The following is an 18,547-nucleotide window of genomic DNA, read 5'->3' as shown; positions in this document are numbered from 1 at the left end:
CGACTCAGATGGTGCGCGAATAGCGCTGCTCGTCCGGCCGCGATTGCAGATAGCGATCGAACACCATGCAGATGTTGCGAATCAACAGGCGCCCCTTCATGGTGACCGTGATCCACTCTTCGTCGATCACCACCAGCCCATCCAGCTCAAGACGGCGCAATCCCTCCATCTCCCCCTCGAAGTACGAAGAAAACGTGATCGGATACGCGGTCTCGATGGAGGCGATCGACAACTCGAAGTTGCACATCAGGCGCTGGATGATCAGGCGCCGCAGGACGTCGTCCATGTTCATGCGCAGGCCGCGCACGATCGGCAGTTCGTTCTTGTCGATGGCGTCGTAGTAGGCGTCGAGCGTCTTGACGTTCTGGCTGTAGGTCGACGCCACGGCGCTGATGGCCGACACGCCGCAGGACACCATGTCCGACTCGGCATGCGTCGAATACCCCTGGAAGTTGCGATGCAGCCGGCCCTGCTGCTGCGCGATCGCCAGGTCGTCGGTTGGCAGCGCGAAATGATCCATGCCGATGTAGACGTAGCCGGCGTCGGTCAGGCGACGGATCGCCAGCGCCAGCATGTCGAGCTTGGCTTCCGCGCCCGGCAGCTGCGCCTCGAGGATGCGGCGCTGCGGCTTGAACAGGTGCGGCAGATGCGCGTAGTTGTACAGAGAAATGCGATCGGGCCCGGCCTGGATGACCTTGGCCAGCGTCTGCGCCATGCTGATCACGTTTTGTCCCGGCAGGCCGTAGATCAGGTCGATGCTGACCGAGCGATAACGCTGTGCGCGCGCGGCCTTGATGATGTCGATGGTCAGGTGTTCCGGCTGTACGCGGTTGACGGCGCGCTGCACCAGCGGATCGAAATCCTGCACGCCCAGGCTGAGACGATTGAAGCCCTGCGCGCGCAGGCTGGCGACGCGCTCGGCCGAGACCGTGCGGGGATCGACTTCGATCGAGTATTCGCCGACTTCATCCGAAGCAAAACGGAACCAGCGCTGCAGATGCGCCATCAGGTCGCCCATCTGCGCATCGGAAATATAGGTCGGTGTGCCGCCGCCGAGGTGCAACTGCTCGATCTGGTTCATGCCGTCGAAGAGTTTGCCCTGCATTTCAATCTCATGCTTCAGATAGCTGAGGTAGATGCCGGCCTTGTCGCGATTCTTGGTGACGATCTTGTTGCAGGCGCAGTAGTAGCAGATGTTTTCACAAAACGGGATGTGCACATACAGCGACAAGGGATTGCGGCTGCCGCGCGTGCGCAGCCCCGCCACCGCCTGCAGGTAGTCGCGATAACCGAACGTGTCGCTGAAACGGTCTGCGGTGGGATACGACGTGTAGCGCGGGCCTGACTGGCTCAGCTTGCGAATCAGCCGGGCGTCGAATTCGACTGACGGTTCAGCGACCATCGTCATTGCGGATACCACCATGTTGTTAGCTCCAGAGGCTGGTCGCAGCGAAAAAATGAAATGAGCGAGTTGAAGATGAGATAGGACGGACTACGACCCAAACGGTGCAAGTGTAAGGAGTCGCACCCCCATATACCTTGACCTACATCAAGAGGCGCGCAAACGCTGATGAATCAGGGCATTGCCGCCGATTGGCGAGTCCGCCCAAGACGCTTCTTTTTCTCTTTTTGATCGACATCAAATCTTGCGGCCGTCATCACGCGTACATTTCGCTGCGTCGCAACTTCATTCACAACAATGCGCTTTCATCGAGAGAAGGCGCGGGGAATCCATCATGAAAAAGATCGCAATTCTGCTGGCACCAGTCGCCATCGTCGCCACCTTGTCTGTCGCCGCTCCCTTCGCTGCAGCGCAAGAAAGCCCCTGGCTGGTGCGTGTGCGCGCCGTCAACATCAGCCCCGACAACAAATCCGATCCGGTCGGCGGCGTCGGCGCCTCGGATCGCCTGACCGTCAGCTCCAAGACCATCCCGGAAGTGGACATCAGCTATTTCTTCACGCCCAACTGGGCTGCCGAACTGGTCCTGACCTATCCGCAAAAACATGACGTGCGCCTGGATGGCCAGAACATCGGCAGCTTCAAACACCTGCCGCCGACCCTGCTGGCGCAGTATCACTTCACGCCCGCTTCGACCTTCAGCCCGTATGTCGGCGCCGGCATCAACTACACGCGCATCTCCGACGTCAACCTGCTCAACGGCGGCGCCCGCCTGGAAAACCACAGCATCGGCGGTGCCCTGCAAGCCGGCTTCGACGTCAAGCTGGATCGCAATTGGCTGATCAACTTCGACATCAAGAAAGTGCAGATCCGCAGCGATGTGCTGGCCGCCAACGGCACCAAGCTCAGCACGGTGAAGATCGATCCGTGGCTGATCGGCGTCGGCGTCGGCTATCGCTTCTGAGTCTGACGGGCTGACGCCGCCGCGACGCGGTCTCGTCAGCCCGAATGCGACACCGGCAAGAAACGTCTCATCCATGTTTTGAGGTCTTATCCAATGCAGCATCATGATTCAACACTGACGCCCGTCGATCCGCACGTCCCCATGCCGCATCGCAAGGTCATCCGTTCCTGGCTGGCGCCCATCGTCGCGCGTAGCACGCCGCTGGCGATTGCGCTGGTGGTACTGGATTTCTGCCTGTTCGGCCTGGCGCTGGCGGCGACGATTGCGGTCGACAGCTTCGTCGCAAAAGTCTTGCTGGGCATGCTGACCGGCTTCATCATCGGCCGCCTGTTCATTCTCGGGCATGACGCCTGCCATCAGAGTTTCACCGCCAACCGCCGGCTCAACACCTGGCTCGGCCGGCTGGTGTTCATGCCTTCGCTGACGCCATACAGCCTGTGGGCGGTCGGGCATAACGTGGTGCATCACGGCTATACCAACCTGAAAGGCTTCGACTTCGTCTGGCAGCCGCATTCGCTGCAGGAGTTCCGGGCGCTGCCGCGCTGGCGCCAGAAGCTCGAGCGCCTCTACCGCAGCGGCTGGGCGCCCTGGCTGTATTACACGGTGGACATGTGGTGGAAGAAGATGTACTTCCCGTCGCGCAAGCAGATGCCGACGCGCCGTGCGGAATTCATCTGGGACGGCGTGCTGGTCACCTTCGCCGCCGCGATCTGGATAGGCGGACTGGCCTGGGCCGCGCAGGCCGGCGGGCAATCGTTCTGGACACTGCTGCTGACGGCGTTCGTGGTGCCGGTGCTGTTCTGGAAGGCGATGATCGGCTTCGTGGTCTACGTCCATCACACCCACGTCGGCGTGGCCTGGTACCAGGACAAGTCGGAATGGTCGGCGGCGCAACCGTTCGTCTCGACCACGGTGCACCTGACCTTCCGCCATGGCGTCGGCGCGGCGCTGCATCACATCATGGAGCACACCGCCCATCACGTCGACATGAGCGTGCCGCTGTATCGCCTGAAGAAGGCGCAGAAGCTGCTGGAGACGATGCTGCCGGGCCGCATCGTGATCCAACAATTTTCGTGGCGCTGGTATTTCGATACCGCACGGCGCTGCAAGCTGTATGACTTCGATCGCCTGTGCTGGACGGACTTCAAGGGACGTCCGACCAGCGAACCGTTAAGGGCGGTCGTGCAAAGAGCAGTTGTGGAAGCGGCTTAGCAATTTTCGAAGGCGCTAAGCCGCCTTTGCTGTCGCCTTGCCCTTTGCTGTTTTGGGCTTGGCGGCAGCTTTTTTTACGGCTGTCGTTTTTTTCGATGCCGGCTTTGCTGCAGCCGGCTTTGCAACCGCCTTCTTGACGGCGGACTTCTTCGCCGGCGCCGGTTTGGCCTCCGGCTTCTCCAGCGCATCCGTCAACTTGCGCGCCAACCCGATCACGCGTTGCGGATCGACACCCAGGGTACCGATCAGGAATTCGATGATTTCCGAGCGCGGATTGGCCAGCGTCGGCTCGATCATCATCACCGCCGCCGACACCGCCAGCGCACGCTCGCGCGTAGCCGTATCGGGCAATAATTGTTCGAGGGCATTGAGCGCCTCCACCGGCGCCACGGCCGTCAGGCGCGCCTGATCCTTCAGCAATTGCACCCAGTTGGTCTTGGGCGACACGCTCGCATGCATCGGCAGCTGCGCCAGCAGACGCGCCAGGCGCAGGCTGCGTCGTTCAAATGCGCCGATCGAGATCATCCCCGACACCACGATGCGGCACACTGCCTCGGCAAAACCACCTTCGGCGATGTGCGCCAGCGCCTTTTCGCGATAGACGTCGAGTTCCCGCAACGCGCGCTCATGGGCGACGACGGCATCCGGCTCGTGCGGCTTGAGCCATGCGCCCAGTCCCGTGGGACCGAATAGTTGCCGCGTCATCTTGACGGTGCGCTCGTCGCGACGATCGCGGTACAGGTTGAGTTCGTCGGTGATCTGCTGCGCCATTTTCTTTTCCAGCTGCTTCAGCGGATGGTCCTCGGGAACTGTAGCTCGCTCAGCGCGTGCTTCCGCCGCCTTCTGGCGGATAAACGGCGCCATGAAGAAGCTGTCCGAGAACATTTGGCGCTGCATGCGCAAAGGGTTCATCTTGACCATGGCGTTGGCCATCTCGCGGGTGGCGCTCATCTTCACCCACGGGCGCACATAGGTCTTGTAAAGGTTGGCGTTGAATTCAGACCATTGCGCGATGGTCGAGAACATTTCTTCTTCTTCGCGCCCTTCCGGATTGATCTTGCGAATGTCGTCCATGGTGCGGTGCTGGTAATGCACCGTGTAGTCGCCCGGTTCCAGCTGATCCCAGCGTTGTTCGTCCTTGCCCGCCTTGGCTTCGAGTTTCATTTCGTACAGGCCTGGCGGCAGGCTTTCGATGACGTCCAGCGAGGTCACCAGTTGATCGTGCTCCTTGAGCGCAATCGAGCCGCCGACGAAGATGCCGAGGTGGCCGACGCTTTCATGCAGCACGTAGATGATGGTGCGGCCCGCAGCGGCAATCGCGCGCTCGTCGCCCCAGGTGTCGATGATCCAGTTGAGCGCCTGCGGCGGCGGCGTGATGTTGTCGCCCCAGGAGGCGAACACCACGATCGGCGAGGTGATGTTGCGCAGGTCGATAGCCTTGTCGCCGGCCATCATGGTGCCGCGAGCGAGCTTGTTGCCGACGAAGAGATTCTCGACGATGGATTCGATCTCGCTGCCGGTCATGCGGAAGTAGCCGCCCCACCACCGCTCGAACTCAAGGAAGCGCTCGGCTTCGGTGTCGACGCCGGCCCAGAGGTTGTAATACTTGTTCCACAGGGTGTTGGCGGGATTGAGTTTCTCGAAATTCTCCACCAGATAGGCGCCGTCAAAGCGATCGGCGCCAAGGTCGCTGGTCATCGACGCCAGCCAGGATCCTCCCAGTGAAGCACCGCTGTAACGCATCGGATTGAGCGTCGAGCTGCCGGCCCAGTACGACACCGGCGCGCCGACGATCATGAGCGGGCCGAACAGCTCCGGCCGCCGTGCGTTCAGCGCCATCATGGCCCAGCCGGCCTGGCAGTTGCCGATCACCACCGGCTTGGCCGGGCATTGCGGATGGCGCTTGATGATTTCTTCGATGAACAGGGCTTCGGTGTCCATCACAGTCAGCAGCGTCTGGCCGTCTTCCGGCTCAGGCCGGAAGGTGACGAAATACACCGTGTGACCGGCGCGCATGGCCATGCCGACTTCGGAATCGAACTTGAAGCCGCCAATGCCGGGACCGTGTCCGGCGCGCGGATCGACCACCACCACCGGCCGCGCTTCGGGCTTGACCGGCATCGAGGCCGGCGGCTGCAGCCGCAGCAAGGCGTAGTTGCAGGGGTTCGGCAGGTCGTGGCCATCCATCACCACTTCATGCTCGAACTTCAGCAGCGGAGGCGTGCCCTGGTCCAGATGTTCGAGATAGTTGTTGCCACGATCGAGCAAGGTGTCGAGGAACAGGTAGGTGCGCTGCATGGCGTCGGTCAGGTAGGCATTGACGTCGCCCATCTGCGGCATTCCCACTGCAGGAGCGGCTTGCGATGAAGCTGCTTCGTCTTTTCGCGTTGCTGCCGGGGTCTTGCGCGTGGCCATGAGTCCGCTCCTGAGTGTTGGAATATACAATGTTCTGAAACATCATACCGAGAAAGACGCAATCACAGCCTCTGATCTCTGCGACAATAAAACCGCAATTCGTTGAATTGAAGCATAGACCTGTCTCGCTTCGGTTTTGATGAAATCGGCAGGAACGCTTCACGTACGAACCGCGCACGCACAATATCGATACCCAGTATTGACACAAGGGAACAACGCATGGAACTCAAGAGCCTCGTCGACCAGCCCAACAAGCTGCCAACCGTCCCCAAAGTCGTCCAGCAACTGATCGAGAGCTTCAACTCCGAAGACATCTCCGCCAATGAGATCGCCCACCTGATCGCCGGCGACCCGGCGCTCTCGGCCAAGCTGCTGCGCCTGGCCAATTCAGCTTACTTCCACGTCTCGCGCACGGTCGGCACGGTCGACGACGCGCTGCGCATGCTCGGCTTCGTGATGGTGCGCAACCTGGTGCTGGGCAATGGCATGGTGGCCGCCTTCAAGAACACCAAGGGCATGGAGCTGCAGCAGTTCTGGCGCTACAACCTCTACACCGCCTGCGCCGCGCGCTGGCTGGCGCACCGGGAGGGCGACAACGGCGACGCCGCCTTCACGCTGGGCATGATGCATGGCATCGGCCAGTTGCAGTTGCATGCCGTCGCGGCCGCCGAAGTGGCGCCGCTGGACAAGCAACTCAACGTGCTCGACGCAGGCCGCGCCGAACTCGAAAAAGAGAAACTGGGCTTCCACTTCGCCGACGTATCAGCGGAACTGGCGAAGATCTGGAATTTTCCCGAAACGCTCTCCAACGCCCTCAAGGACATCCCCGCCCCGCTCGCCTCCACGCCGTTCGACCGGATGGCCGGATGGGTCCACCTGGGCGCCTGGCGCGCACGTGCAGCAGTGCTGGAACTGAGTGACGAAGACATGGCGGCCAGCTATCCGGCCGCTGTGGCCAAGCGCCTTGGCGTCGATTCCGGCTGGTCCCCCGCAGGCACCGGCAAGAGCGATCCGGACAAGGCAATGCCGCCGTTGAAGGAGTTGACGGCCGGATTGGATGCGATGCTGGAGTAAACCTGCCCACGTGCTCTCGTCACGACAACGCCCACAAAACCTACCGATCAGTATGTCTTAAGGAATTGCCCGATATCCATTCTGTACGTGCGTGCCAAAATGGCTTCATGAACACCGGGTAAACGAGATGCAGCGGTTGCCAGCCGTATCGCGCTTTGCCGGTGTGGATGGACTCAGTCAACAGGTTGAGTTCCTATTTTGTGAAGGCGATGAGCATGCAAGACTTACAACAATCCGACATCCTTCTGGTGGACGACAGCTCCGAAGTGGCAGAACTGACCAAGTTCGCCATCCTGCGCAAGAAGCTTACTGAAAAATGGACCTGGTTCAACGATCCCGAGACGGCGTCGGATTTCCTGTTCCATCACGAATACACCGCGCGCCGAGACCTGCATCCGTTCCTGATCCTGCTGGACCTGAACATGCCGCGCCTGAGCGGCCATGACCTGCTGCGCATGCTCAAGGGCAACAAGGCGACGTCACATATTCCGGTGGTGATGTTCTCGACCTCAACCGATCGCGAAGATATCCGCAAGAGCTACGAGCTGGGCGCCAACGGCTATCTGTACAAGGCCGCCGATGCAGGCCAGATGATGGATACCGTGGTCGACGCCGTGTCGTACTGGACCACCCGCAACCTGCCGGTGCGATGAAGATGAACCAGCAAAGACAAAGAGCCGCTCAACCAGGTTGATGCGGCTCTTTTTTTAAGCTGAATCGTGTTACGACAAGGATGTGCTCTCGCGGCCGTCCACTTGCTTTGCCGTTTTGGCGACGGCCGGTCGTGGCGAGGCTGATCCTGATTTCTCCTTCTCCGTCTCCTGCCCTTTGCGCTTCTGCGCCACGCGCGCCTTGCGCTTGCGCATCCAGATCACCACGCCGGTCACCGACAGCATCGCCACCAGCGCCCCCATGAAGGAAATGAAGATGCGCCCCGGCAAGCCGAGGATGCGTCCCGAATGCAAGGGGAACTGCGCCTGGATGAACAAGTCGCCGGCGCTGCCGGTGCCCGGGATCCGGGTGCCGGCCGGTGCGCCGGTAGCAGCATCGAAGTACAGCCAGGCGTTGCCGAGGCCGACGTCGCCATGGTCGTTGCCGGCCTCGAAGAAGCCGACGCCATACAGGCCGAACATCGAGGAGTAGAACACGCCGCCGGCCGGCACTTCGAAGCCGCGACGCTTGCCCTCTTCCACTGCCAGCAGTGTCACCTGCTCGCGCGACACTTTCGGCTCGACCACCTTGTCAGGCGCCACCGGCGTGCGCGTGTCGAAGGCGGTCGGCGTGACCGTCGAGAACATCTTGACGAGAGGCGTCATGACCTGGTTGTTGAGGTTCATCGACACCGAAGTCACGGCCAGGATCAGCAGCAAGCCCCACACCCACACGCCCCCCGAGCGGTGCAGGTCGAAGTTGAGCTTGTGGCCGCCGTCCTTCCAGCGAAACGCGAACGACTTGCGCCAGCTCTTCCAGTTGGGGAAAGACAGCCACAATGCAATGAAGCAATCCAGCGCCCAGACGATGCCGATGATGCCCATCAGCCAAATGCCCAATTCGATCCCGCCGATCTCGGGCAGATGCATGGTGTAGTGCAACTTGTAGAGAAACGGCAGCAGGTTTTCCGGACTCAGCGAAATTGCGCCCCACATGCGCTTGCCCTGGATTTCGGCGGTGACGGGGTCGACTGCGATCTGGTTGTAGCTCAGCTCATATGGCTTGCCGGTGGCCGGATCAAGACGCGGCTCGACCATCATGCTGCTGGTGTGGCCGGGCTCGCTCTCGTTCATCACGTAGGTGACGCGCAGCTTCGGCTCGCGCGCCTCAATGATGTTTGCCAGTTCCAGGCCCGGTTTGGGCGTGCCGGCTACGTTGCCGGGGTTGGCGCTGTTGGCGTGGAACAAGGTCGGATTGAGCGCGGCATCGAGCTCGTGATCCCACGAAATGATCGCGCCGGTGGCGCCTGAAATGAACAGGAACACGGCCACGCCGAGACCGAACCAGCGATGAAGGAGGACGAGAACAGCACGCATAAAAGTCGCTTCAAAAAATGCCTGAGCGGCCCTGCTTCGGTATCGAAGCAAGACCGCCGGCAGGTTAACTATTCAACCGCGTTGCAAATGGATCAGAAATCCACCTTGGCGCTAAGGCTGAAGGTACGCGGATCGCCCGGCTTGATCCAGTTTTCGTACTGGTATTCCCAGTAACGTTTGTCCGTAATGTTATTGACGGCCGCACGGAATGTCGTGTCGAACTTGCCGATGCGGGTGGTGTAGTTGGCGCCCACGTTGAACAGCGTATAGCCGGCCAGCTTGATATCGTTGGCGGCGCGCAGCATGGTGGTGCCGGTGTACTTGGCGTCGGTCGACAGTTTCAGGCCGCTGATCTGCGGCACCTGATAAACCACCTGTCCGGCGGCGACAAAATCGGGGGCGCCGGCGACACGGTTGCCATTATAAGTGAGTCCCTTCTTGTATTTGCTGTCGAGGAACATCAGGTTGCTGGACACTTTCCAGTCGTGCCCCAGCTTCACGCCTGCGCCCAGCTCCAGGCCCTGGTAGACCGACTCGCCGTCCTGCACCAGCGCCTTGGTGACGGTATTGGTGTACTCGGCGCCGCGCTCGATGCGGAACAGCGCAGCCGTGGCGCTCCAGCGGTCCTGTTCGGTTTTCACGCCGAATTCATATTGCTTGCTGGTGAGCGGATTGAGCGTGCTGCGGTAATTGGAATTGTCGATGGTCGGAATACCGCCCTGCTCCAGCGATTCGACGTAGCTGGTGTAGATCGTGGTGTTCGGTTCGGGCTTGAACATCAGCGCCACGGTCGGCGTGACGACGCCATCCTTCTTGTACTGCGCGGTGCGCGCGCCGGTCAGACCGTAGCTGTTCTGCTCGAAATTGGTGTAACGCAGGCCGGCCAGCAACGACCATTGTTCGGAGAATGTCAGCGTATCGCTGGCAAACAGCGACTGCTGTCTGATATCCGAGTCGTGGTAAGTACGCAGGTCGGTCGCGCTGACGTAATCGTTGGTGTTCTGGCGATACAGGTTGCCGTTGCCGATGGACTGGTAAAAGCTGCTGATGGTGTAGTCGTTGACCTGCTTTTGCCAGGAGGCGCCGAACACCATCTGGTGGTCGATGAAGCCGGTCTTCGCCTTGCCTTCGAGAACGCCCTGCCAGTAGTCGAAAGTATGTCCTTCGCGGCTGTCCGAACGCGTATCGCCGTAATCGCCGGCTGCGTTGGCCAGATACAGCGACGACTCGTTGCGGCTGCGGCGCGAGGTGCTGTGGCTGTAGTTCAGGCTTAGCTTCCAGTCGGGATTGATGGCGTACTTCAGGCCGGTCGAATAGAACTGGAAGTTGGTGTTCAGATGCTGGCCGCGGCCCTGCAACGACTGGTCGTCGCCGGCCGGCACGCCCGGCAGGACGTTGCCGGTCAGCTTGCTGGTGCTGATCGAAGGGGTCTGGTTTTCCGAGTTGCGGTTGTGATACATGGACTGGAAGTCCCAGGTCAGGTCGCGCGTGAGGCGCGCGTCCAGCGCCAGCGACAGCGTGTCGCGGCGCACCTTGCCCTCGTTGAAGGTGCGGCCCTGCTCGTGCGTGGCGTTGACGCGGTAGCCGAACATGCCGTCCTGGCCGAAGCGTCCGCCGAGGTCGACATGCTCGCTCCAGATGTTGTTCGACTTGAAACCGACTTCGACGCTGCGCACCGGCTCATCGGTCGGACGCTTGGTGACGTAATTGATCATGCCGCCCGGCGCGCCGAAACCGTACATATAGCCCGACGAACCCTTGAGCAGGTCGATCTGCTCGAAGTGCTCATACGGCAAGGTGATCGCATAGCTCATGAACGGGCGGCCGTCGATGCGGTAAGCGTTCTGCCAGTCCAGCGGCAGGCCGCGCACGGTCACATAGCTGGCCCAGCTGCTGTAGCCGCCGCTGTTGTCGGTAACCGAGGCGTCCAGCGCAAACACGTCGCCCAGCTTGGTGACCTGGCGCTCGGCCAGGTCGTCGGCTTTGATCACGGCCATCGAAAACGGCGTGTCCAGTTGCGATCGCGTACCGAGCGCACCGCTGGTCACGCGTTCGTTGAGATGCAGGCCGCTGTCGGCCGCCGCCGTCACGCTCACAGCCGGCAGACTGCCGCTGCTGCGGTTGTCTGCAGTTGGCGCGACCAGTACATAACCTGCATCCGTCTTGCGCATCTCATATCCCGTATCGCGCAGCAGCACGCGGAAACCCTCGTCCACGCCGTAGCTGCCGCGGATGCCGGCGCTTTGCTTGCCCGCAACCTTGTCGGCATCGATCGCAATCGAGATGCCCGATTGCTGCGCATAGCGATTCAATGCATCGGCCAGCGGGCCCGCCGGGACGTCGTAGGAAATCGTCTGCGCTGCGGTTTGCGCGTGCGCCTGCATTGCCGCGCCGCTCAAAAGCAGAGCCGGCAGGCTGATCCGGACCGCAAACGCCAGCGGTCGCAGGTTGAAACGGGAAGATGCCCGGGTTGTATGCCGGTGCTGTGGATGAACGTCATGGTGCTGCATGGTGGAGACTTCCTTTTCGTTGGTCATACCCGCTTGACGCACGAAAAACGAAAAGTGGAACTACTGTTTGAAAAATAAGTTGAAAAAATCTTCCATCGCTCAGCGCGCCGCAGATTCATCAGGCACGGCGGGCGCATCCACGCGCACCAGATACGGCGACAAGGTCCGTATGCGCAGCGCCGGGAAGTTATTGCCCAACAATTGCAGCGCGCGGCCGGTGTCGTCCAGCGGCAGCACTGCCGACACATTGATGCGGGCGATCTGCTCGCGGTTGTAGCTGATGGTGCCGGGACGATAGCGGTCCAGCGCGTCGAGCACGTCGGGCAGGCGCTGGTTGCGCACCACCAGTTGATGGAATTTCCAGGCGTCGGCAAGACTGCGGGCGTCGATGTCTTCAATCGAGCCGATGTTGTCGGCAGTGAAGCGTATGCGCTGGCCGGCCGCCACCACCGTCGGATGATCGGGATTTTGACGCGCCGCGCGCACTTCAACGCGCGACTCCAGCATGCTGAGCACCGTGGCGTCAGCCTCGCGGCTGACCACGAAGCGCGTTCCGAGAGCGCGAACGCTGCCATGCGCAGTCTCCACCACGAAAGGACGTTCGGAATCCTTGGCGACGTCGAGCAGGATTTCTCCCTGCACCAGTTCCAGCGTCCGGCGTGCGGCGTTGAAATGCAGGTTGACCGCGCTGGCGCTGTTCAGGGTGATGCTGCTGCCATCGGCCAGCACCCGGGTTTCCCATTTGCCGGTGGCGGTGCGCAGGTCTGCGGTCAGGTAAGCCGGCGGAAATACCCGCACCGCAAGCCATGCCGGCAAACCCAGCGCCATTGCAATCGCCACGGCGGCGCCTATGCGTTTGACCTGTTTGATGCGGCCGCTGCGTTTTTGCTGGAGCGAAAAAGTGGCTTCAAGCGCGGCGCGCGCCGGTTGCCGTTGATTGCCGTCCGTACCGCGCAAGCCTTGCACGCGACTGATGAAACCTTCCACCCGCGCAGCCATAACGGCGTGGCGCGGATCGGCGTTCTTCCAGGCGTCGAAGTCGCGTTGCGCAGTGATGCGAAGCGCTTCGTCGTCAGCGCTCAGTTGGACGATCCACTGTGCTGCGTGCTCGGCGATGCGCTCTTCTTGCGCAGTGTCCGCGTCGAATTCGAGGTCGCGCTTCACAGGTCTCGCCTCATGCTCGCTCCAGCCTGCATTTGACCAGCACCTGCACCAGATACTTGCCCACCATGCGGGTGGACACGCCGAGCGCGAGCGCCACCTCCGCCTGCGTCTGCCCCTCCAGGTAATGCAGCAGGAAGGCATCCCGCGCCTTGGCGGCGACGGCCTGCAGTGCGGCGCTGATCTGCTCAAGCGCTTCCACGGCGAGCAGGATTTCTTCGGGACTCGGGTAGCCTTCGGCGTGCTCCATGGTCAGCGCCAGTTCCGCCAGATAGGATTGTTCGATGACTTGCCGGCGCGCCCGGTCCAGCATCAGCCGTTTGGCTGTGGCAGTCAGGTAGGCGCGCGGCTCCTGCACGCCAAGCAAGGCGTCGCGCGAGGCGATGATGCGCATGAAAGTATCCTGCGCGACGTCGGCGGCGTTATGCGCGCAGCCCAGCTTCTTGCGCAGCCAACCGTACAGCCAGCCGTGATGGCTGCTGTAAAAGGAATGCATGTCCGGCTGAAAGGTGGATTCGGCCACGGCGAAGGATCCGAATTAATAAGAATGATTCTTATTTTAATCCATGCCGATACCACGTCACAATCTCCGTAGATGTAAAGACCCCCTTCTACAGCGGCTTTCAGCGGAAAAGCACATTTCCTGTTGCCTCCATGACAAGTTTTAACATCGGCGGATTTTCACTTTGCCAACACTCCAACCTTCTATGTCCACTATCAACGCCACAACAATGCCTGCTATTCACTACTGATTTATAGCGAATCAATCGAATATGAATAAGAATTATTTTCATCTATAATCGCCTGCACGAAAAAGTCGTCCCCAAGAATCAACAACAATCACAACAACCGCCTCGCTCTGTCCCATGACGACCGGTCGGCATCGCGCAAGGAACCCCCTGATGAAAGCGTCCACGTTACGGACCTGGTATGCCATTCACCGCTGGACCAGCCTGATCTGCACCCTTAATCTGCTGGTGCTGTGCCTGACCGGGCTGCTACTGATTTTCCATGACGACATCGACGACTGGCTGGGACAAGGCCATCCCGAAGCGACCATGGCGCAGGCCGGCCCCAAACCATCAGTGCAGTCGCTGATTGACATGGCGCAGGCCATGCATGCCGGACAAGCCGCCAAATCCATCTTTTTCGGCGATGAACACTTCGTCAACGTGCGCGTCGGCCCGCCCGGCGAAACCAAGCTGGCCGTCGGCAAGAGCGTCCAATTCAACGGCGCCACCGGCGAGCGCAACAATACCGTTCCCGGCGAAACCTTCAGCGGCTTCATCCTTAAGCTGCACGTGAACCTGTTCCTCGGCTTGCCGGGGCAATTGTTCATGGGCGTCATGGGCATCATCTTCGTGCTGAGCCTGGTCAGCGGGCTGGTCCTGTATGCACCGTTCATGCGCAAACTGGCATTCGGGCTGCTGCGTTTCGGCAAAACCACGCGCGTGGTCAATGCCGACTTCCACAACCTGTTCGGCATCGTCGTCATGGTGTGGGCGCTGGTAGTAGGCCTGACCGGCGCCTTCCTGTCGTTCTCGCCGCTGATCCTCGGTCTGTGGCAAAAGACCGAATTGCAGCACCTGATCGAGACACTGCCGGGGCCGACACCGTCGCGCCTGATCGCGGTCGACAGCGCCATCAACGCCGCCCAGGCGGCAGTGCCGGGCAAGGACATCGCCTACGTGTTCTACCCGGGCACGGAATATTCCACCGGCCGCCATTACGGCGTGGTCCTGCGCGGCCATACCGAACTGGAAAAACGCGTCTTCACCATCGCCATGGTCGACGCCGATAACGGCACCGTATCGGCGGTGCGCGGCATGCCGTGGTATTTGCAGGTATTGCTGCTGTCGGGACCGTTCCACTTCGGCAATTACGCCGGACGTCCTCTGCAGATCCTGTGGGCGCTGCTGACCATCATGACCGCGGGAGCCACGGTGACCGGGTTCGTGGTCTGGCTCAAACGGCATCGGCGCAGCAAGGTCGTTGGCGGCGAAGCAAAACTGGAATCGGCACTGAGCTTATCTGGAGAAAAAGCATGAAGGGAACATGGAGCATGCCGCTGCTGCTCGGCTCACTGTCGCTGGGCGGACTGGCGGCCGGGATTTTCGGCGACGGCATCTGGGACTGGCTGTGCTGGCTGGGCCTGGGCATTCCGGTGGCGGTCGTGACACGCCACGTATGGCGTCAGTGGCGCGTCGCCAGGCCGTCCTGATTCTGATTCGCCTGCTTTAGTTCGGCCCCGCGCCGAACAGGTGCAATTGCGCGTACTGCAGCAGCATGATGGTCTTGCCGTCGGCGATTTCGCCTTCGGCAATCATCATCAGCGCCTGCTGGATCGGCACTTCCATCACTTCGATATCCTCCCCTTCGGCGACATTGCCGCCGCCCTCACCTGCGCGCGCATCCGCTGCGTATTCGCCGACGAAAAAATGCAGCTTCTCGGTGACGGAACCCGGGCTCATGAAGACTTCGAACACCTTGCGAACGTCGCCGACGCGATAGCCGGTTTCTTCTTCCGCCTCGGCGCGGATGCGTTGTTCCGGGCTGGCATTGTCCAGCAAACCTGCCGGCGTTTCGACCAGGAAGCCGTCGTGACCGTCGCAATACGTCGGAAACCGGAATTGCCGGATCAGGATGACGCTGCGCCGTTCCAGGTTGTACAGCAGGATGGTGGCGCCGTTGCCGCGATCGTAGGTTTCGCGGTCGAGCGTCTGCCAGACACCGTCGGCGCGGCGGTAGTCGAAGGTAGTCTTCTTGAGCAGGTACCAGTCGTCGGACAAGACTTTGACATTGCGGATGCGGACGCGCTCGTTTTCCATTGTTTTACTCCTGTGCAGTGAATTCGTAAGACCGCAAACCCGCATTCATCCATGCCGGTATTGCACGCTTTATTTAAAATATCATGCAACATCAGGAATTATCAAGAATATTCGTGCAAAAATGTCGCGATTAATTCCATGAAACTGCACGAATTTACGCATTTCTTGTACACTCCCCAGCTCATACATCAGATCGGATCAAACCAGCATGCTGACCAGTCAACGAAAGAAACACCTGCTCGACCTGCTCAGCCGCGACGGCCGCATCGTCGCCAAGCCGGTGAGCGAACAACTGGACGTGTCCGAAGACACGATCCGGCGCGATCTGCGTGAACTGGCCAGGGAAGGATTGCTGCGGCGTGTGCATGGCGGCGCCTTGCCCTTGCTTGGCACGCCGGCGATGGTGATGTTCGCCGATCGCCAGCACATCGAACCCGGCGCCAAGGCCGACATCGGCCGCGCGGCGGCGGCGCTGGTGCTGCCGGGCCAGGTGGTGTTCATCGACGGCGGCACGACCTGCGTCCAGCTGGCGCGTCACCTTGCTCCCGATCTCAAGGCGACGGTCGTGACGCATAGCCCCTCGATCGCGGTCGAGCTGGCCAACCATGCGCATATCGACGTCATCATCATCGGCGGCAAGCTGTTCAAGCATTCCGTGGTGGCGATGGGCAGCGGCACCATCGAGGAGATTGCACGCGTGCGCGCCGACCAGTATTTCATGGGCGTGTGCAGCCTGCATCCGCGCACCGGCATCACTTCGCTCGACTTCGACGAAGCCGGCATCAAGCGCGCCTTCAGCCGCGCCGCCGCCGACACCGTGGTGCTGGCTTCTCCGGACAAACTCGACACCACCTCGCCGTTCGAAATCGTGCCGCTGGCCGAGGTCAGCCGCATCGTGATCAACCGCGACACCGCCCCCGAATTGATCGCGCCTTACCAAGCGCAAGGCATCGCCATCACGCTGGCCTGAACCGCTGACGATCTCCCGTCGCATCGTCCAAAAAACCGTTTCTGCAACATCGCCAGCTTGTTGTCAGCACCTGCATATCCCCTTTGGATTGCAAGAAGAAAAATTATCAAAAAATACACAAATAACAACGATGTTTGTTTGAGCAACGTTATCTTTCATGCAATTCTGTGAGCAACTGCCCGCTGCTGCGGACAGGATCCGACGCGCCGGGAAACCGTTGCGCCGACTCACAAAAAAAGCGGGGAGAAACGTAATGAAATGGTTCTACGACTTGAAGATCGCCACCAAGCTGATCGCCGCTTTTCTCGCCGTGATCGTGCTGGCGACAAGCCTCGGCATTTTCGCCATCGGGCAACTCGACAAGGTCAATCGCGCCTCCACCGATATCGCCACCAACTGGCTGCCGACCATCCGCACCCTGGCGCAGCTGAAATTCACGGCCTCGCGTATCCGCAGCTTTGAGCAGCAACATATTCTTGCCTCCGACGCCAAGGAGTTTGCGGAAATCGAGCAGAGCGCCAACAAGCAGCTCGAAGCCCTTGCCGCATCGCGCAAGCTGTACGAGAGCCAGATCACAGAGCCTGAAGAACGCGCCATTTATCCGGAGGTCAGCAAGATGCTGGACGTCGTGGTCGCGGAACATCCCAAGATCATCGCCCTGTCGCGCGACAACAAGAATGTCGAAGCACGCGCCCTCATGAAGGGCGAATCGACCAAAAACTATCGCAAGGCCATTGAGCTCCTCGATCAGCTGACCGCCATCAACGAGCGCGGCTCGAACATCTCCAACAAGCTGGCCGACGACACCTACAGCAGCGCACGGCTGTGGATCATCGCCATGCTGGTGCTGTGCATCGTCGCGGCAATGACGCTGGCGATCATGGTGGCGCGCATCATTTCACGGCCGCTGACGGAGGCCCTCAAAGTCGCCCGCCAGGTTGCCGACGGCGACCTCACTGCCGACATCCGACAAAACAGCGAAGATGAAACCGGCCAGCTGCTCGGCGCGCTCAGGCAAATGAACGACAACCTGCTGCGCATCGTCGGCAGCGTGCGCCAAGGCACCGACACCATCGCCACTGCGTCCAGCGAAATTGCCTCGGGCAACCTCGATCTGTCGTCACGCACCGAAGAACAGGCCGGTTCCCTTGAAGAAACCGCATCGGCGATGGAAGAACTGACCTCAACCGTGAAGCAGAACGCCGACAATGCGCGCCAAGCCAACCAACTGGCGACGACTGCCTCGGAAGTCGCCGTCCAGGGCGGCGCCGTGGTCGGAAAAGTGGTCGACACCATGGGCTCGATCAACGAGTCCTCGCGCAAGATCTTCGACATCATCAGTGTGATCGACGGCATTGCCTTCCAGACCAATATCCTGGCCCTGAACGCCGCCGTCGAAGCCGCCCGCGCGGGCGAACAGGGACGCGGTTTCGCCGTGGTGGCGTCGGAAGTGCGCAGCCTGGCGCAACGCTCGTCGGCGGCGGCGAAGGAAATCAAGACCCTCATCGACGACTCGGTCGCCAAGGTCGATGTGGGCAGCAAGCTGGTGGAACAGGCAGGATCGACCATGGACGAAGTGGTCAGCAGCGTCAAGCGCGTAACCGATATCGTGGGAGAAATCTCATCTGCCACCCAGGAGCAAAGCAGCGGTCTGGAACAGATCAACCGGGCCATTGCGCAGATGGACGAAGTCACCCAGCAGAATGCCGCGCTGGTGGAAGAAGCCGCCGCCGCCGCGCAATCGCTGCAGGAACAGGCCGGCAAGCTGGCCCAGACCGTCAGCGTCTTCAAACTGGACGGCAATGTCGCCACGCCGTCCTTTACCGCCAGGGCAACGCTGAAGCGCCCCGCTTCCGCGCCGAAAGCTCCTGCGCGGCCTGCGCTGCGTGCAGTACCAAGCTCGGATGGCAAAGCCATCGCCAGCCCTAGTCCTGCGCTGGCGCATGATGAAGGTTCGTGGGAGCAGTTTTAAGGCAGCGCCAGCCGC

At 60.9% G+C, this 18,547-nt stretch carries 15 protein-coding genes; 8 read left to right on the top strand and 7 right to left on the bottom strand.

The window, feature by feature from the left end:
• Nucleotides 1-4: 4 nt before the first annotated feature.
• Nucleotides 5-1,423: an oxygen-independent coproporphyrinogen III oxidase gene (hemN, locus tag ACIROY_RS02395; RefSeq protein ID WP_402271591.1), complete on the bottom strand. Its 1,419-nt coding sequence runs from the start codon at nucleotides 1,421-1,423 to the stop codon at nucleotides 5-7.
• 313 nt (nucleotides 1,424-1,736) lie between these two features.
• Between hemN and ACIROY_RS02390 the strand changes: the two genes are divergently transcribed.
• Nucleotides 1,737-2,363, top strand: coding sequence for an OmpW family protein (locus ACIROY_RS02390; protein ID WP_402339324.1), 627 nt, complete (start codon nucleotides 1,737-1,739; stop codon nucleotides 2,361-2,363).
• Nucleotides 2,364-2,456: 93 nt separating this feature from the next.
• The gene (locus ACIROY_RS02385; protein WP_402339322.1) at nucleotides 2,457-3,575 is read left to right on the top strand and encodes a fatty acid desaturase; all 1,119 of its coding nucleotides are present in this window, start codon (nucleotides 2,457-2,459) and stop codon (nucleotides 3,573-3,575) included.
• Nucleotides 3,576-3,590: 15 nt separating this feature from the next.
• On the opposite strand, the gene ACIROY_RS02380 is transcribed toward ACIROY_RS02385, so the two are convergent.
• The gene (locus tag ACIROY_RS02380; RefSeq protein WP_402339320.1) at nucleotides 3,591-5,990 is read right to left on the bottom strand and encodes a DUF3141 domain-containing protein; all 2,400 of its coding nucleotides are present in this window, start codon (nucleotides 5,988-5,990) and stop codon (nucleotides 3,591-3,593) included.
• Nucleotides 5,991-6,209: 219 nt separating this feature from the next.
• Here ACIROY_RS02380 and ACIROY_RS02375 point away from each other — a divergent pair, with 219 nt between their 5' ends.
• Together ACIROY_RS02375 and ACIROY_RS02370 are read left to right on the top strand one after the other, a co-directional pair.
• The gene (locus tag ACIROY_RS02375) at nucleotides 6,210-7,064 is read left to right on the top strand and encodes an HDOD domain-containing protein (protein ID WP_402271599.1); all 855 of its coding nucleotides are present in this window, start codon (nucleotides 6,210-6,212) and stop codon (nucleotides 7,062-7,064) included.
• 215 nt (nucleotides 7,065-7,279) lie between these two features.
• A complete protein-coding gene (locus ACIROY_RS02370; RefSeq protein ID WP_402271601.1) occupies nucleotides 7,280-7,717 on the top strand; it encodes a response regulator in 438 nt (145 codons plus the stop codon).
• 69 nt (nucleotides 7,718-7,786) lie between these two features.
• Here the strand turns inward: ACIROY_RS02370 and ACIROY_RS02365 are convergent, their stop codons facing one another.
• The 4 genes from ACIROY_RS02365 to ACIROY_RS02350 form a co-directional block, all read right to left on the bottom strand.
• The gene (locus ACIROY_RS02365) at nucleotides 7,787-9,091 is read right to left on the bottom strand and encodes a PepSY-associated TM helix domain-containing protein (protein ID WP_402339318.1); all 1,305 of its coding nucleotides are present in this window, start codon (nucleotides 9,089-9,091) and stop codon (nucleotides 7,787-7,789) included.
• A 92-nt stretch (nucleotides 9,092-9,183) separates the two neighbouring features.
• Complete coding sequence (locus ACIROY_RS02360) at nucleotides 9,184-11,628, bottom strand: TonB-dependent siderophore receptor (RefSeq protein WP_402339316.1); 2,445 nt, start codon at nucleotides 11,626-11,628, stop codon at nucleotides 9,184-9,186.
• Between the two features lie 72 nt (nucleotides 11,629-11,700).
• Nucleotides 11,701-12,765: a FecR family protein gene (locus ACIROY_RS02355; protein WP_402339314.1), complete on the bottom strand. Its 1,065-nt coding sequence runs from the start codon at nucleotides 12,763-12,765 to the stop codon at nucleotides 11,701-11,703.
• A gap of 10 nt (nucleotides 12,766-12,775) precedes the next feature.
• The gene (locus ACIROY_RS02350; protein WP_402339312.1) at nucleotides 12,776-13,258 is read right to left on the bottom strand and encodes a sigma-70 family RNA polymerase sigma factor; all 483 of its coding nucleotides are present in this window, start codon (nucleotides 13,256-13,258) and stop codon (nucleotides 12,776-12,778) included.
• A 406-nt stretch (nucleotides 13,259-13,664) separates the two neighbouring features.
• Here ACIROY_RS02350 and ACIROY_RS02345 point away from each other — a divergent pair, with 406 nt between their 5' ends.
• Complete coding sequence (locus ACIROY_RS02345) at nucleotides 13,665-14,810, top strand: PepSY-associated TM helix domain-containing protein (RefSeq protein WP_402339310.1); 1,146 nt, start codon at nucleotides 13,665-13,667, stop codon at nucleotides 14,808-14,810.
• Nucleotides 14,807-14,983: a hypothetical protein gene (locus ACIROY_RS02340; protein ID WP_402271617.1), complete on the top strand. Its 177-nt coding sequence runs from the start codon at nucleotides 14,807-14,809 to the stop codon at nucleotides 14,981-14,983. Before ACIROY_RS02345 ends, ACIROY_RS02340 begins: the two co-directional genes overlap by 4 nt.
• Before the next feature lie 16 nt (nucleotides 14,984-14,999).
• Here the strand turns inward: ACIROY_RS02340 and ACIROY_RS02335 are convergent, their stop codons facing one another.
• On the bottom strand, nucleotides 15,000-15,590 hold the full coding sequence (locus ACIROY_RS02335; protein WP_402339308.1) for an NUDIX domain-containing protein: 591 nt from the start codon (nucleotides 15,588-15,590) through the stop codon (nucleotides 15,000-15,002).
• Between the two features lie 208 nt (nucleotides 15,591-15,798).
• On the opposite strand from ACIROY_RS02335, the gene ACIROY_RS02330 reads away from it, so the two are divergent.
• Both ACIROY_RS02330 and ACIROY_RS02325 read left to right on the top strand, forming a co-directional pair.
• A complete protein-coding gene (locus ACIROY_RS02330; RefSeq protein WP_402271622.1) occupies nucleotides 15,799-16,560 on the top strand; it encodes a DeoR/GlpR family DNA-binding transcription regulator in 762 nt (253 codons plus the stop codon).
• Between the two features lie 253 nt (nucleotides 16,561-16,813).
• Nucleotides 16,814-18,532, top strand: a complete 1,719-nt coding sequence (locus tag ACIROY_RS02325; RefSeq protein ID WP_402339306.1) for a methyl-accepting chemotaxis protein — start codon at nucleotides 16,814-16,816, stop codon at nucleotides 18,530-18,532.
• Nucleotides 18,533-18,547 lie beyond the last annotated feature (15 nt).

Origin of the sequence: Herbaspirillum sp. NPDC101396, assembly GCF_044767365.1 — a bacterium.
Lineage (GTDB): Bacteria > Pseudomonadota > Gammaproteobacteria > Burkholderiales > Burkholderiaceae_D > Herbaspirillum.
Note: the sequence above shows the minus strand (reverse complement) of the source record. Positions and strands in the feature narration are given on the sequence as shown.